Source organism: Thermacetogenium phaeum DSM 12270, assembly GCF_000305935.1.
GTDB classification, from domain to species: domain Bacteria; phylum Bacillota; class DSM-12270; order Thermacetogeniales; family Thermacetogeniaceae; genus Thermacetogenium; species Thermacetogenium phaeum.
Genome location: NC_018870.1, coordinates 2,052,536 through 2,067,226 on the forward strand (window position 1 = coordinate 2,052,536; position 14,691 = coordinate 2,067,226).

Sequence of the window (14,691 nt, forward strand, 5' to 3'; positions counted from 1 at the left end):
CTTAATTCACCAGTTGCTTGCAGAGCTCCACAGCCGCTCCGGCATCCGGCGCATAGCCGTCGGCTCCGATCTCCTCTGTATACTCCCGGGTAACCGGGGCACCTCCGATGATCACCTTAACCGTATCCCGCAGCCCCTCTTTTTCCAGGGCGGCGATGACCTCCTGCATAACCGGCATGGTGGTGGTCAAAAGGGCGGACATTCCCACCAAATGCGGCTGATGTTCCTTTACCGCCTGCACGAACTTTTCCGGCGCTGCGTCCACACCCAAGTCGACGATGCTGAAACCGCTGCTCTCCAGCATCATAATCACCAGGTTCTTGCCGATATCGTGCAGGTCACCCTTGACAGAACCGATAACCACCTTCCCTGCGGCGGGCACCTCGGCTCCACCGATCCTCTCTTTCGCCAGTTCGACGCCCGCCTTCATGGCCTGGGCGGACATCATCATTTCCGGCACGAACATCTCTCCCTCTTTAAAGCGGACCCCCACCTCATTGATTCCGGGGATCAGTGCCTCATTGATAACCCGGAGCGGCTCTTCTCCCGCTTCCAGCAGCCGTTTCGTGGCCTCCTTCACCCCTTGAACATCACCTGCTATTACCAGATCGATCAGTTCCTTCAGGCTGCTCATGCTTCATCCCTCCATTTTTTCAGGTTAAAATTAATCGGCAGGTTCAACCGGCTACCGCAAAGTCAGCCGCCGAGCCTTTCCTCCGCCCGGCGCAGGATGCCGTCGATCTCCCGTTCGGTATCTGGAGCGAGAGGCGTCGGTCGGTAATTATCCATGATCTCGCGCAGCTTCTCCCGGATCCGGGTACCCATGGTCTTGGAGCCTCCTGCCGCCCAGGTCTCGTAGTTATTGAAATCGGAAAGGGTGCTCCCCCAGCTCTCCCTGAAGTGCCTGGCGGTGTGTTCGTCCCCCAGGAAGTTGCCTCCGGGGCCCACACGCATGATGGCCTCTACGGCCAGGTACTCGGGGGTGGTATTCACCCCTTTGAGGAGGTACCTTACCCGTGAGACAACCTCATCGGTCAACACCAGCATTTCCAGACAGCCGGTGCGCCCGGACTCGATGTAAAAGACGTCATGCATCAGGTTGCACCCCTGCAGAGCGCCCATCAGGGTAAACATGGTTCCCTCGACCACGGCCTGCTCGTCAAAAACCTTGGAACTGCCGCACCCTGCATAACCCCAGGAAGGCAGGGAGTAATAGCGGGCCAGATCGCACAGGCAACCCTGGAGCAGGAGCGCCTCCGGTACTGCGTACACCGCCATCATCGTGCGCATGTCCAGAGGAGAATCGCCGTATCCGTAGAGGAAAGGTGCGCCCGGATTCTTCAGCTGGTGCACCACCAGCCCGCAGAGGGCCTCGGCATTGGCCTGGACAACCGTTCCGGCAACCGTAATCGGGGTGGAGGCGCCGGCCACGGCACCGCAGGCGAAATTGACCGGAATCCGGTTTTCGGCGGCCAGCAGGAGTTTGTCCACCGATTCAAAGGGAAGCTGCAGCGGGGAGGTCGGCTCGCAGTAGAGAACAAAAAGCGGCCGGTGCTTGAGGGCCTCCTTCCCGCCGGCGGCAGCAGCAGCCATCTCGAAGATATCCTCTACCGTCCCCCTGTCCTCGGCGATCACCACCTGCGGTTTGATGCTGTTTTTGAGCATCAGAGCGTACTGAGCCCTGTTGATCATCCGTCTGTCGACGTCAGACAGCAGCCCCATCGACATAACGAAGTCGAGGTTGGGGAGGGCGTCAACCACCTGCAGCGCCATCGCAACATCGGCACTCTGCCAGGGTCTGCGCTCCCCTGTAAAGGGATCGAGGTAGACCAGGGTATCGGAACCCGTCCCAAAGTAGACGTTGGACTTCTCCAGCCACAGGGCCGGCTCGCCCAACCTGTTGTAAAGGGTGATCCTCGAAGGGGCGGTGGCGAGCGCCCGTTTCACCAAGGTATTGGGGATATAGGTCCGGCCGTCGCTGCCTGTGTAGGCCCCCGCCCGCTTCAAGAGATCCGCCGCCTCGTCGTGGTGCACCACAACGCCCACCTCTTCCAGGACGCGGCAGCTGGCGCTGTGGATCTCCCGGATCTGTTCCGGGGAAAGGGTTCGAAAAGCCATCCCCGCTCCGTGGCTGCTGGCGTATTCCATCGTTCCGCCCCCTAATCCCGGCACTCCGCTTCCCGGCGCCTGATGATCGCCTGCATCTCTTCCACCGCACCGTCGGGGAGGGCGGCGGCTCGATGTTCTTCCAGTATCTCCCTGACCTTCGCCGTGGCGAGATCCAGCGGTGTCTTTTTCCCCCTGGCCTCCCACTGTTCCCAGAGGTACCTTACAAAGAAGCGGGGTGACCAGATCTCTTCCCGGAAGTACTTAAAGGTATGGCCGTGCCCCATGAAGTTGCCTCCGGGGCCTACGTCATGGATGCAATCAACCGCCAGGTGCTCCGGCGTGATCCTGGTTCCGGCTCCGGTGTAGCGGGCCATGTCAATGATATCATCGCAGATGGCCAGGAAGGGGAGATATCCCGTCTTGCCTCCCTCCAGATAGCCCACGTCGTGCACCAGGTTGCATCCCTCCAGCTGGGTCAGCATGATGGTCATGGCGGCTTCCACCCCTGCCTGCACGTCGGGCAGAGGGGCATTGACACAGCCCGCCTCGGTGAAATTGGGAAGCCCGTAGAACTGGGCGAGCTGCGTCATGACGGCGTAGTTCATGGAGGTCTCCGGCGCCCCGTAGAGGGTGACGGTGGTCTTCATGTCCATCGGGGTTGCTCCCCCTCCGATGATGATCGGAGCACCCTTCTTCTTCAGCTGCGCCATTACCACTCCCGCCAGCCCCTCGGCGTTGATCTGGGCGATACACCCTGCCTTGGTTACCGGCGTCGTCGCCCCGGCCAGGACCCCGGAGGTATAGACGACGGGAATGTCGTATTCAAAGCACTTGAACATCTTGGCAACCCCCTCATCGGTATGGATAAGGGGGGAGATGGGCTCGGAGTAGAGAATGATGTAGGGGTTGCTCCTCAGGTTGTCCTCTCCGCCGACACAGGCGGCCGCCATCTCGATCACTGCTTCGGTGTTTGCTGCATTGTGGGCGGTGAAAATAACCGGTTTGCTGCTCTCTCGGGTCATTGCTTCGAACTGGTGCAGGTCGCTGACACGGGGATTGGTATCGGAGGCAATGGCATAGCTCATAATGAAATCATAGTTCGGCAGGTAGTCCATCAATCTGGCCGCCCGGCTGACGTCTTCCTTGCAGGACACCCTTCTCTCTTCTGTATCTATATCTACGGTAAAGGGAAGATCCGAGCCCGTCCCGTAATAAACACGGTTCTTCTCCAGCGGCATCACCCGCCTGCCGAGCCTGTCGGCGATGCAAATGCGCTTGGGCGCCAGGCGCAGGCATTCCTCTACCAGCCAGGCCGGGATCCACACCCGGTTCTCCCGGACCCGGCAGCCCGCATCCTTTAGCAGTTTCAGTGCCTCCTGGTTCTGCACAACCGTCCCGGTACGCTCCAGGATCTCCAAGGAAGCATAATGGATCTGCTCCAGCTGGGAATCGGAGACCCAGGTCAGTCGCGGTGTTATCTGTTCCTCATAGTTTGATCTGTATCTATCCACAATTAAACCTCCTCTATAAACATCTTCAGAATCACTGCAAACAAGCTCGCCTGAACATCTCTTTTAGACTACACCCAGCATTCAAAGCAAGAATCATACCAGCTGCTCACCGGAACCACCCGCTTTCACAAAAAAGAACAAACAGCCTCGAGACGATCCGAACAAGAAGCTCCTTTGCTGCCTCTTTTTTGAGCTCAAACCGCTCTCCCCAGAAAAAGGGTATTGGACAGGTGGTGCCTGGGCCGGAGCGGCCAAGGCGTATCACTTCGAACCGCACATTATTTTTGCACAAGAACCGACCGATGTCCAACCACCTATAACTGCAAAGATTATTTGCCTGCCACTTTCGTATGCATAAAATCAATCCCTCCGCACGGGAAATATAGTTCCCGGCGGAGAGATTGATAGAGGGGGGGCGAATATATTATCGGTCAATCAAGGAGAAAGCCCTTTTTCAGCGGATCGCGACGGTCGATTACCAACTGATTGAACCCCGTGATAAATACCTCACCCTGAATAACCGGAACAACGGCCGTAAAATCGCCTACTTTCACCTCTTTGATCAGCTTTCCGTAAAAAAGCGTTTTGGCAGGGCTCTGATGGACGAATGTCTCGTTCAGTTTCAGCTCACCCCTGGCATAGTGCCTGGCCATACGGGCGCACGTACCTGTCCCGCAAGGGGAACGATCGACCTGGGTATTTCCGAAAACCACGAATCCCCGGTAAGGCGCGCCCGGTTTGTCCGGCTGCTGGCAAAACATGAGATCATTGAGAAAAGTGATCTGGGGGGCCAGGGGGTGCTGCACCTTGACCTGCTCTCTGGCAACCTGCAGGATTGCGGTCCCCAGCCGGGCCAGCCGGTGGACCGGTAGGGCGTCGATACCGGCTGCAACCTGCTCTATATCAACCATTACAAAAAAGTTTCCTCCCCAAGCGATATCCACCGTAATCCGCCCGATCTCCGGAACTTCCAAGGGGATATTCTGTCGATACAGGAATGAGGGTACGTTTTCCAGGGATACCGACAAAACTTCCCCATCCCTTACTTCCACGTAGGTCTTCACCAGGCCGGCAGGGGTCTCCTGCACTACCGTCGTCACGGGCTCAACCGCCGGAACCCGACCGGTTTCCACCAGGACCTTGCCCACCGCCAGCGCCCCCGCTCCGCACATGGGTGCGTAGTAGCCGCAATCTATGTAAAAAACCCCGACGTGGGCCTCAGGGTGAGTGGGTTCCGTCAAGACCGCTCCGACCATCTCACGATGCCCTCTGGGTTCCATCATGGTGCTGGTGCGGATCCAGTCATAGTGCCGCTGCATATACAGCATCTTCTCCAGCATGGTGTTGCCATGTAGGCGGGGAAGGCCTCCGGAGAAGATCCTGGTGGGTTCACCTGCAGTATGTGAATCGATCACACTCAATACGAGCTCCAACTGCACTCTCATCCCTCCCACATGATAATCTTTCGGTCCGGGAACAGTAAGTTCCCGGACCGAAAGATCTCTGCCTTCATTCTAGGCTTTGTGCCGGAGCTCCATGTACGGCTGCCTGGTAGCCAATGATACAATAATGAAAACGACGGCAGAGACGATTCCAGAGTAAATTTCCACAGGTATGCCCCAGACATTAAGCTTGGTAATCAACCCAATGACGGCCATAGCCGCCCCCACCAGCAGCCCGGCAACGGCGCCCTGGCGGGTTGCCCTCTTCCAGAGAATGCCTCCGACAACAGGAACGAACACCCCACCGGTGTAGAGGAAGTACGAGTAGTTGAGTATATCAATAATGCTCGGGATCGCCAGAGCGAAGAAGATGCTGCCGACGCCCAGGATCAGTGTCCACAACCGGCTCAGGGCCAGCAGCCTTTTCTCATTCCCTTCCTCTTTGACTCCGAAGACCTCCATGTAAAAATCCCTGATTATATGAGAAGTCCCCGCAGTGAGAATGGAATCGGCCGTTGACATAATCGCCGCCATCACAGCAGCCAGAATTATCCCCGCCATCACCGGATGGAAAAAGCTACTGATCACCGTTGTGGCGGCTTGACTCGAATCGGCCAGATCTGGGAATATAGCTTTGGCAGCCAGGCCGATGAGTACGGTGAAGATGCATATCACCACGATCGCCAAACCGGACAAAATGCCGGCAGTCCTGGCCGTCTTGCCGTCTTTGGTAGCGAACAAACGCTGATAGACGTCCTGTCCGATCAAGGTGTACATCATCATGGGGAGGGTTAACCACATGACTAGAGAGATATCGCCACCCGACCAAGTGAAAAAGCCCTCTCCGACACCTTGAGCCGTCACCGTGGCAACCAGGCTTTGGTAGCCTCCGGCTCTGGAAACGGCCACAACAGCCGCAATGACGGCACCAAGAGCAGCGATCGATACCTGCACGAAGTCGGTCAGGGTCACCGCCCAAAGACCGCCCACCACAGTATAGCCGACAAAGATCAACGCAGCAAGGATAAGTCCGATATTAGACTCCACCCCGACCATCGCCAGCACGGCGCGGGTGGCCAGCACCTGAGCGCCAAGAATTCCCACCAGGGCAATGAGGGACAGCAAAGCGCTTAAAACCCTGATTGTCTTGCCGCCGTACCTGTGTTCCAGATAGTCCGGAACCGTGTAGAATGCCAAATCCCTCATTTTAAAGGCAACAAAGGCAACCAGAATAAACCCGAGGCCTCCTCCGATGGCCTGCCACAGGGCGACCCAGCCGTGATCATAAGCATAGCTGGACAGCCCCAGAAAATAACCGCCGCCAAAATAGGTAGCCGTCAGGGTAAAGGTCGCCAGCAGCAGCCCCAGCCTGCGGCCAGCCAATAGGAAATCGGTCATACTCTTGTTATAACGCCCGGCCCAAATCCCTATGGCGAGCACAAAAATTACGTAAACGATCAGTACAGTAAGTAACATAATCTTACCTCCTATCCTCTTTGAGAACCGGCATCTTTTAAAGGACACAACAATACCTCAATCCACCCTAAGCAGTAACCCTCATCTTGCACCACCTCCCCCTGCACTCGAAGATCCAATTTTCCGGAAGACCGCCACGCCTCCGGCGGAACCGGCAAAGCAGGAAATACACCGCCCGGTAACCGGAGAGCAACCTCAGGGCCGCTGGGAGGTCACTGAGGCAGGAATGTTCGACTGTCCGGATCCCAGCCCGCCCCCCAGGCCGGTCTGCAGGTCGCTCCGGAATGAACCCCGAGCGGGGTTGTCGGCCGCCTGGGGTTTTCAGACTATCCGCTGTTTTGTTTCAGCTTTTCAGCTACCAGTTCATCGACCAGTTCCTCGTCGACCAGGTAGGGCAGGGTGATGTGCCCGAAACCCTCGTAGTTTTTGTTGAACTCGATGCTGGTTTCGATGGAGTGCTCGTTGCGCGCCCAGGAGCGACGGGCTACTCCGCACATCACGTCCCACAGCAAGGAGGACTTGATGATCTCGTCGACCCTTTCGCTGCCGTCCAAAACAAGGCCGAAACCTCCGTTGATCGCCTTGCCGATGCCGACTCCTCCCCCGTTGTGCAGGGCAACCAGGCTCATCCCCCTGGCGGCGTTCCCGGCAAAGCACTGAACCGCCATGTCGGCCATGATGTTGCTGCCGTCTTTGATGTTGGCCGTTTCTCTAAATGGGGAATCGGTGCCGCTGACGTCATGGTGATCCCTGCCGATCATGACCGGGCCGATTTCACCTTTTCTCACCATTTCGTTGAATTTGAGGGCGATCTTCATCCGGCCCTCAGCGTCCTGATAGAGGATCCTGGCCTGCGATCCGACGACCAGGTTGTTCTTCTCGGCATCCCGGATCCAGATGTAGTTGTCCCGGTCCTGCCCCCTGCGGCTGGGATCGATGCATTCCATGGCCGCCCTGTCGGTCTTAACCAGGTCTTCGTGCTTGCCGCTCAAACAAACCCATCGGAAGGGCCCGTACCCGTAATCGAAGAGTTGGGGGCCCATGATGTCCTCAACATACGAGGGCCAGATAAAACCGTCCCTCTCGTCTACTCCGTTTCTGGCGATTTCTTTGACGCCGGCATCAAATACTGCCTTCATGAAGGAGTTTCCGTAGTCGAAAAAGTAGGTACCCCGGTCGACCAGGGCTTTGATCAGTTCGTAGTGGCGCCGCAGACTCCGGTCGACAAGCTCCTTGAATTTTTCCCGGTCGGTGGCCAAAAGCCTGGTTCTTTCCTCAAAGGTCAGACCCTGGGGACAGTAGCCGCCTTCGTAAGCAGCGTGGCAGGAGGTCTGATCGGAGAGGAGATCGACTTTAATATCATTCCTCACGATGTATTCCAGCAGATCCACTACGTTGCCGTAGTAGGCTATCGAAATGGGTTCCCTTTTGTGCAGGTATTCGTCTACCGTTCTGAAGATATCGTCAAGGTCATCGGAAACCCGGCTTACCCATTTCTGTTCGTATCGGGTCTGGATTCTGGAGTAGTCCACTTCGGCGATGACTCCTACCCCACCGGCTATCTCCACGGCCTTGGGCTGGGCGCCGCTCATCCCCCCAAGCCCGGAGGATACGAAGAGATGGCCCCTCAGGTCGCCGTCTTGCGGTATGCCGAGTTTCAGCCTGCCGGCATTGAGGATGGTGTTGAAGGTGCCGTGGACGATACCCTGCGGACCGATGTACATCCAGCCCCCGGCGGTCATCTGGCCGTAGTTGGCAACCCCCATCTCTTCGGCAATTTCCCAGTCTTTAAGGTTGTCGTACATCCCGACCATCAGGGCATTGGTGATGATGACCCGCGGAGCGTCCGGCTTCGAGGGAAACAGCCCGAGGGGATGCCCTGACATCACCACCAGGGTCTGACTGTCGGTCATGACCTCCAGGTACTTCTTGAGCAGCCGGTACTGCATCCAGTTCTGGCAGACTCTCCCCGTCTCGCCGTAGGTCACCAGCTCGTAAGGATAAAGGGCGACCTCAAAGTCAAGGTTGTTGTCGATCATCACCTGGAAGGCCTTACCTTCGATACAATTCCCTTCGTACTCGTCGATCGGGCGGGCGTAGATCCTTCCCGGCGGGCGATAGCGGTAGGCATAGATCCTTCCCCGGGTTAGCAGTTCATCCAGAAATTCCAGTGCCAGCTTTTCATGGAGCTCTTCAGGCACATAGCGAAGGGCGTTTTTTAAGGCAATCTTCGTCTGCTCCGGCGTCAGGTTAAACCCCCGGCTGGGCGCCCTCCTGATGCCGGGCACAAACTCCGGCATCTCCGGTAGCTCGCCGTCCAGTTTGATCGTCATCGCCCCAGCTATTGTGGCATTGTCAAGCATTAGACCTTCCCTCCCTGTTCCGACAATCCATTTGAAGACATTATTAATGTTATGCAAAAAGCGTACCAAAGCCCTGTTGTGCCGGGAACCGTTGCTTTCCCCGCAACCTCTGAAGGCTATTCTTATGCATGTTTCGGCGGCACCGGTCGCCCGACAGCCGTATTTAAAAGCAAAAACTATCTGTGCGCAACAAAACTTTGCTTCCCTTTGAAAGGGAACTTATTAAATAGTGGACTGTCAACTGAAAACCGCCCGGTTTGGACGACGGTCCCACTGAAATAAGTGCCCGTTGCGCACCCGCAGCCCCCTCACAACACCGAAACGCCGTCATAGCCGCCTTAAGCATCCGCTTCAGCGGAGCAATGGGAGCGCAGGGCCGGCCGCCAGTTCCTCCAGCCCCAGCTCCCTTTGTTTGGATAGTGGAATGGAACCGTCCTCCTGCCACCCCATTAAGGCGTAAAATTCCTTCAGCATTGGTTCCAGCCGGACCACCGAACCCTTGCAGGGCCCTTCCGCTATCGGCTCTACCAGGAACTTTTTGGGAAGGGTATCATCCCGGCCGGTGGCCCCGAACCGGAAGTTCAAAAGGCGTTCGGCGTTGACGATCCTCTCACCGATTTTCATCAACAGCTCGGGAGCAAACTCCCCTCCAGCGAAGGCAGAGAGAACGGCAGCAGCCGCCTTCACATCAAAGTCCAGCAGCATGCCGAACTCCGGTATCTTGCAGATACCCAGGGAGTCGATCACGGCGCAGGCCAGCATACACTGCCTGACCATGGCCGGCTTCCCCTCCTCCGCCAGCCTGTCGGCGGCTTTCTCAGTGCCATAGGCCTGCAAGGCCTGCTCGGGGGTATAGGTGTATTCCGGCTTGGCGTAGACGTAGCCGAAATCCCCTCCCCTATTGGAGACAGCATAACCCAGGCCCGTTCCTTTAAAACCCCGGGGATCCATGATGGTGATGCTGAGGCCCTTGACGTGGTAGGCGTACTCTTCGGCTCCCCTGCCGATGATCTCCGCAGCCCTTTTCACACCTTGGGACAGGGTATCCCCCAACCTGGTACTGCGCCCGGCGATCTGGCGGATCAGCTCCTCCATGGCCTCCGCCTTCCCCCAGGTGAGCTCCAGGCCACCCGTGTCTTCTCCGGTCAGTATCCCCCGATCATAGATGTCCATGGCAAAGGCCACCACATTACCCGTTCCCAGACTGTCGAGACCGTATTCATCGCACATATTGATAAGGTAGATGCTTTCCAGCCCGTCGGCATTGCCGCACCTAGGCCCCCAGGAGGAGAGCGGCTCGTACTCTCCCCTGTCCCCAACAAACCCCTCATGCCTGCCCCTGTCGATCCGGACGAAGGCCCGGCAGCGGATCGGGCAGTTGTAGCAGGCATGGTGTTTCACCACCAGATCCCTGTAATGAGAGCCGCAGGCAGTCTCTACCCCCTCGAAGGTCACCTGCCTGTAATTCTTGGCCCCGGAGGCACCCTGGGCATCGGTCCATTTCAGCCAGCCGGAGGAACCCGATGTAGTCCACATCTCCCAGCAGGGGAGGGACTTCAGCCTGGCGATGTAATTCTTTACCGCCGCCACCGCAGCCTCCGGTACATCCCTTTTCAGAGAATCCATTTTCTTCACCGCAACGGCTTTGAGGTTCTTCGACCCCATGACAGCTCCCATTCCCGTCCGGCCGGCGGCGTGCCCCACATCTGTCATGATACAGGCTAGAGGGGAAAGGTTTTCCCCGGCGGGTCCGATCAGGAGCACCTGAGCCCGTTCGTCCCCCGCCAGTTTCCGGATCCTGCGGCGGGCCTCCCCCGTTTTGAGCCCCCAGACCGAACCGGCGTCCTCGACGGTGATCCGATCCCCCCGGATGTTGATAAAGACGGGACACTGCGCCCGGCCCGTAACGATCAGGGCGAGGATTCCGCAGGCTCTAAGCTCCGCTCCAAAGGACCCCCCGCCGTTGGAAATCCCGATCAGGCCGGTGAGGGGGGAGCGGGCCCCCACATGCAGTCGGCCGGTGGTGATCATCCGGGTGCCACCCAGGAGCCCGCCGGCAAATATCAGAATGTTTTCCGGATCGAGTGGTCGCACCGCCGGGTCGAGGTGCCTCAAGAGGAGATAAGCGCCGAGACCGCGTCCTCCCAGGTAGTTTCTGAGCACCTCTTCAGGACACGGTTTCCTTGTTATTTCCTGAGCAGTCAAATCGACCAGCACCAGCTCCCCCGCCAGATTGTTCCACATCGCCACCACTCCTTTCCAAAACGGTCGGAAAAGTACGAAAAAACATCCTCGGAAGATCGCCCAGGACGTCCGGCCGACATCTTCGCCCTATCCACTCCTTAAGCAAAAAGGATACCAATCCCCAGGCGGCATCAACCAGGGGATTAAGCCCGCTCCTTCATCGAGAGGCAACGGCAATAGCCCCTCCCAGGAGAACAATCAAGCCGCCCAGCAACTGCAGCCATGTCAAAAACTGAGAAAACAGCAGGGCCGAAAATACCACCGTGACCAGAGGTTCGACCATGCAGAGGAGGGAGGCCAGGGTGGAACCGATCAGCCTCATACCGGTGAGAAAGCAGAACCTGGCCAGGTTCGTGGCAACCAAGGCGCAGCCGATGATGGCCAGCCACGCCTCGAGCTCAATTGCGAGACTGATCCCTTTCTCCAGCAGCCCTACCGGCAGAACCGTTAAAGCCGTAAACAGGGATAAAAAAGCCCCGACCAGCAAGGAATCGATCTCCCTCACCAGCCGGTAACTCAGCAGAATCACCACCGAACAGATGAGAGCAGAGCCAAACGCCAGTGCCATTCCCAGCGGGTTTGCCCTCCCTGCCGAGGCCCCCAGCACCATGCTCAACCCTGTGAAGGAAATGGCAATTCCTGCAACGGTCCTCAGCGACTGCTTCTCCCGGAACAGCAAGAATGAAAACAGGGCCACCAGGGCAGGGTAGGTATAGAAAATAAGCTGAACCAACGAAGCCTGGAGGTATTTCACAGAGGTGAGGTAGAGCGCTGATTGGAGCGTCTCCAGCACCCCTCCCATAACGAATAGGCAGCCGAGCTGACGCCAGGACAGATGTACCGGCAGAGATTTCCTCCAGAGGTACAGAAAAAAGACGCTCGCCCCGATCAGCGTCCGCAGAAAAATAAAGGTGAGCACGCTCGCCTGCCCCCGGTAGGCGTACAGGGCAAAAATAGGAATGAAGCCGGAGCAAATACCGGAAAACAAGGCCAGCAGGGTCCCTTTTGTGAAATCACTCCCGGTGAGCGGACCGGCAGCCGCCGGCAGTTTGACTGCCGCCATTTCAGATCCTCTCCATGGTGATGGCCTGTCCGGGACAGGCGTTGAAGCAAAGACCGCAGCCCCAACAGAGCTCAGAATCGAAAACCACATTCTTTCGGGCAATGCCCTCTTTCACGATCTCGCCGCCGTCATGGTAAAAGGCTCCAAATGGACAGCGCTTGGTACACAAACCGCAGTAGTGGCAGCGTTCCCGGTCATAAACGGCGATGTAGCGAGACCTTGGCCACTTACCCTTGGTTCCCAGCCTACGGGCAGCCCTCAAGGGATAGCAGCAGCATATGCAGCAGTTGCAGACATGGCCCCGCCCGGTTTCCTCCCAGTCAGGGGGGCCGCCGGTATGCATCAGCCCCTCCCGATCCAGCCTGCGGACCAGCCTCCTGGCCTCCTCTTTGCTCAACTCCCTGCCTTCTGCCTCTTCCGGGGAACCCTGCCAAAGCTCCAAGCAGACCTCCCTGGAGAAGCCGCAGTTATCCGCCAGCATCTTGCAGTTACAGGGAAGCACCCGGATGGAGTCTGCGGCCGCGATCATTTCCTCCACCTCGGAGAGCAGAAGCACCCATTCATTATGGCACTTTTCGTAATCCGGGTCTTTCTCGAGCACCTGCTTGAAGTAATCGTTCCTCCGGAGGTATTCCTCGAAGCACCATTCGTCCAGCTGCCTGCGGGCCTTCCTGGGGATGACGTAATAATTGCCGTACTTGGCGTAATGGTCCAGCCTGTCGTAAAAAGTTGCCGCACCGAACAGGACCGCTCTCTCCCGAACTTCCCGCTTCAGGATCCGCCTGCGGCAGGCCTGTTCTAAAAAAACGGTCATCTCCTCGGGTGCTACCTGCATCACCGAGGCGATTTCTCCTGCGGTCAGGCTTCTGCCGTCGAGCAGGACAACCAGCCGCATTTCCTCAGCGGTTGCGAACAGGTGGAGATACGGTTTGACAAAATCGGGTGCCTGAAATACCCTTGCAAAATCATCCAAGAGCTGCATTCCGGACATCTCCTATACTGAATACCTGCCCTGAAAATACGTTTCGGTTTATCCTTGCGCTTGCTCCCGGACTCCGGTTGAGTTTTAACGGTTGTTTCCGCTCGCTCCTGATTGCGTCCCGGACATCACCAGGGCCCGCTCAGACCGGTTCTGAGGCAGCTGCGGAACTATGTAACGAATCGCTGCTAAGCTGCTGATCTCGTGTGAAGTTTTCCATAGCTTCTTAAGGCATATTATTGTTCCCAGTCCTCGCTGCCTGAACCGGTTTTCGATTTGCGCCCGGTGATGTTAACCGATCCTCCATAATTCGCTCGCCGGCAGACCCGTCGGGTTTCATACTCCGTTGGTGCCGCCGGAGGCGGCATAGTGGTCTACAGTGAACACTGGAAGCGGTATTTTAGAAGGCCCTGATATCCCCGGAGGGCTGAAGGGGAAACATCAGAGCCTCCGTCTACCGCAGATGAACCCCGCAAAGATCTGACCTTAACAATCCTTTGTTACTTGATCAGGCCGTTCTTCTTGAGGAAGTCCTTGGCGACCTCGCCGACGCTCTTCTTATCCACATCCACCTGCTTGTTCAGTTCCATGATGGTGTCGTTGTCCAGCAGTGAGCTTAATTTCTTCATCTGCTCCGGTATCTCCGGGTAGGCTTCCAGGATCTCTTTCCTGAAGAGCGGAGCGGCGTTGTAGACCGGGAAGCACTTCTTATCGTCTTCCAGCATGACCAGATTGTAGGCCTTGACCCGTGCATCGGTGGTAAAGGCCAGGCCTACCTCGGCCTGCCCCGTTTTCAGGGCCTCATAGCCGACGTTCAAAGCGGCGTTGATGACCAGATCCCTGGGGTATTTGAACCCGTACACTTCTTCGAAGTGGGCAAGACCATCGGGGCGCTCGTTGTACTCCTGGGTGCTCACAAACCGCAGTTTCTCACCCTTTTTGATCTGCTCAATGAGCTCAGAGGTGGTCTTCAGGTTGTATTTGTCGGCGATATCTTTCCTCACCATAATCCCGTAGGTATCGTTGAGCGGCGCGTAGTCAAGCCAGATGATGCCGTTCTTGGCATCCCATTCCTTGACCAGATTGAAGCTCTCTTCCTCATCGAAACTGGGCTCGTGCTGCATCACGTTGATCAGCACGGTTCCAGTGTACTCCCAATAGCAGCCGATCTCCCCCGATTCCAGCGCCGGCCTGATCACCGCTAGCTCGCCGAGCCCGACCTTGTTTTCCACCGGGTAGCCGAGGTCTTGGAGATAGTAGTAGGTCATGGTGCCCAACAGCAGGGCCTCGGTAAAGGTTTTTGAGCCGACCACAATGGTGGGTTTTTCACCGGTTGTTTCAGAACTGCTGCCAGAACACCCCCCTGCTCCAACCAGCAGCGCCAGCACCAGAAGCAGAGCCATACCGTAATGGAAAAGTTTTCTCACCTGCATCCCCTCTCGAAAAATTTTTTATCAGCAAAACCGTCGCCATCTTCTCAAAAATGCTTTACGCTCCCATCTAT

At 57.2% G+C, this 14,691-nt stretch carries 10 protein-coding genes; all 10 read right to left on the reverse strand.

Annotated features, from left to right (window positions below):
• Position 1: 1 nt before the first annotated feature.
• The 10 genes from TPH_RS10065 to TPH_RS10115 all read right to left on the reverse strand — a co-directional run bounded on the left by TPH_RS10065 (position 2) and on the right by TPH_RS10115 (position 14,614).
• Positions 2-634, reverse strand: coding sequence for a corrinoid protein (locus tag TPH_RS10065; protein WP_015051098.1), 633 nt, complete (start codon positions 632-634; stop codon positions 2-4).
• 62 nt (positions 635-696) lie between these two features.
• Complete coding sequence (locus TPH_RS10070; RefSeq protein ID WP_015051099.1) at positions 697-2,148, reverse strand: trimethylamine methyltransferase family protein; 1,452 nt, start codon at positions 2,146-2,148, stop codon at positions 697-699.
• Positions 2,149-2,159: 11 nt separating this feature from the next.
• Positions 2,160-3,620 carry a trimethylamine methyltransferase family protein gene (locus TPH_RS10075; protein WP_015051100.1) on the reverse strand — a complete coding sequence of 487 codons (1,461 nt, stop codon included), beginning with the start codon at positions 3,618-3,620 and terminating at the stop codon, positions 2,160-2,162.
• A 431-nt stretch (positions 3,621-4,051) separates the two neighbouring features.
• Positions 4,052-5,059, reverse strand: coding sequence for a proline racemase family protein (locus TPH_RS10085; protein ID WP_015051101.1), 1,008 nt, complete (start codon positions 5,057-5,059; stop codon positions 4,052-4,054).
• A 75-nt stretch (positions 5,060-5,134) separates the two neighbouring features.
• Positions 5,135-6,538 (reverse strand): sodium:solute symporter family protein, encoded by a 1,404-nt coding sequence (locus TPH_RS10090; protein WP_015051102.1) that lies wholly within the window; start codon positions 6,536-6,538, stop codon positions 5,135-5,137.
• Positions 6,539-6,864: 326 nt separating this feature from the next.
• Complete coding sequence (locus tag TPH_RS10095) at positions 6,865-8,901, reverse strand: urocanate hydratase (protein WP_015051103.1); 2,037 nt, start codon at positions 8,899-8,901, stop codon at positions 6,865-6,867.
• Positions 8,902-9,252: 351 nt separating this feature from the next.
• Entirely contained in the window at positions 9,253-11,145 is a 1,893-nt protein-coding gene (locus tag TPH_RS10100; protein WP_015051104.1) for an aldehyde ferredoxin oxidoreductase family protein, read from the reverse strand.
• Positions 11,146-11,302: 157 nt separating this feature from the next.
• Positions 11,303-12,208 carry a DMT family transporter gene (locus tag TPH_RS10105; RefSeq protein ID WP_015051105.1) on the reverse strand — a complete coding sequence of 302 codons (906 nt, stop codon included), beginning with the start codon at positions 12,206-12,208 and terminating at the stop codon, positions 11,303-11,305.
• 1 nt (position 12,209) lies between these two features.
• Positions 12,210-13,190: an ATP-binding protein gene (locus TPH_RS10110; RefSeq protein ID WP_015051106.1), complete on the reverse strand. Its 981-nt coding sequence runs from the start codon at positions 13,188-13,190 to the stop codon at positions 12,210-12,212.
• A 497-nt stretch (positions 13,191-13,687) separates the two neighbouring features.
• Positions 13,688-14,614: an ABC transporter substrate-binding protein gene (locus tag TPH_RS10115; protein ID WP_015051107.1), complete on the reverse strand. Its 927-nt coding sequence runs from the start codon at positions 14,612-14,614 to the stop codon at positions 13,688-13,690.
• Between the last annotated feature and the right edge of the window lie 77 nt (positions 14,615-14,691).

Bases quoted from the DNA above. Each gene is read 5' to 3' on its own strand.
- TPH_RS10095 (WP_015051103.1), bottom strand. From the start codon at position 8,901: ATGCTTGACAATGCCACAATAGCTGGGGCGATGACGATCAAACTGGAC.
- TPH_RS10100 (WP_015051104.1), bottom strand. From the start codon at position 11,145: ATGTGGAACAATCTGGCGGGGGAGCTGGTGCTGGTCGATTTGACTGCT.
- TPH_RS10065 (WP_015051098.1), bottom strand. From the start codon at position 634: ATGAGCAGCCTGAAGGAACTGATCGATCTGGTAATAGCAGGTGATGTT.
- TPH_RS10070 (WP_015051099.1), bottom strand. From the start codon at position 2,148: ATGGAATACGCCAGCAGCCACGGAGCGGGGATGGCTTTTCGAACCCTT.
- TPH_RS10105 (WP_015051105.1), bottom strand. From the start codon at position 12,208: ATGGCGGCAGTCAAACTGCCGGCGGCTGCCGGTCCGCTCACCGGGAGT.
- TPH_RS10090 (WP_015051102.1), bottom strand. From the start codon at position 6,538: ATGTTACTTACTGTACTGATCGTTTACGTAATTTTTGTGCTCGCCATA.
- TPH_RS10110 (WP_015051106.1), bottom strand. From the start codon at position 13,190: ATGCAGCTCTTGGATGATTTTGCAAGGGTATTTCAGGCACCCGATTTT.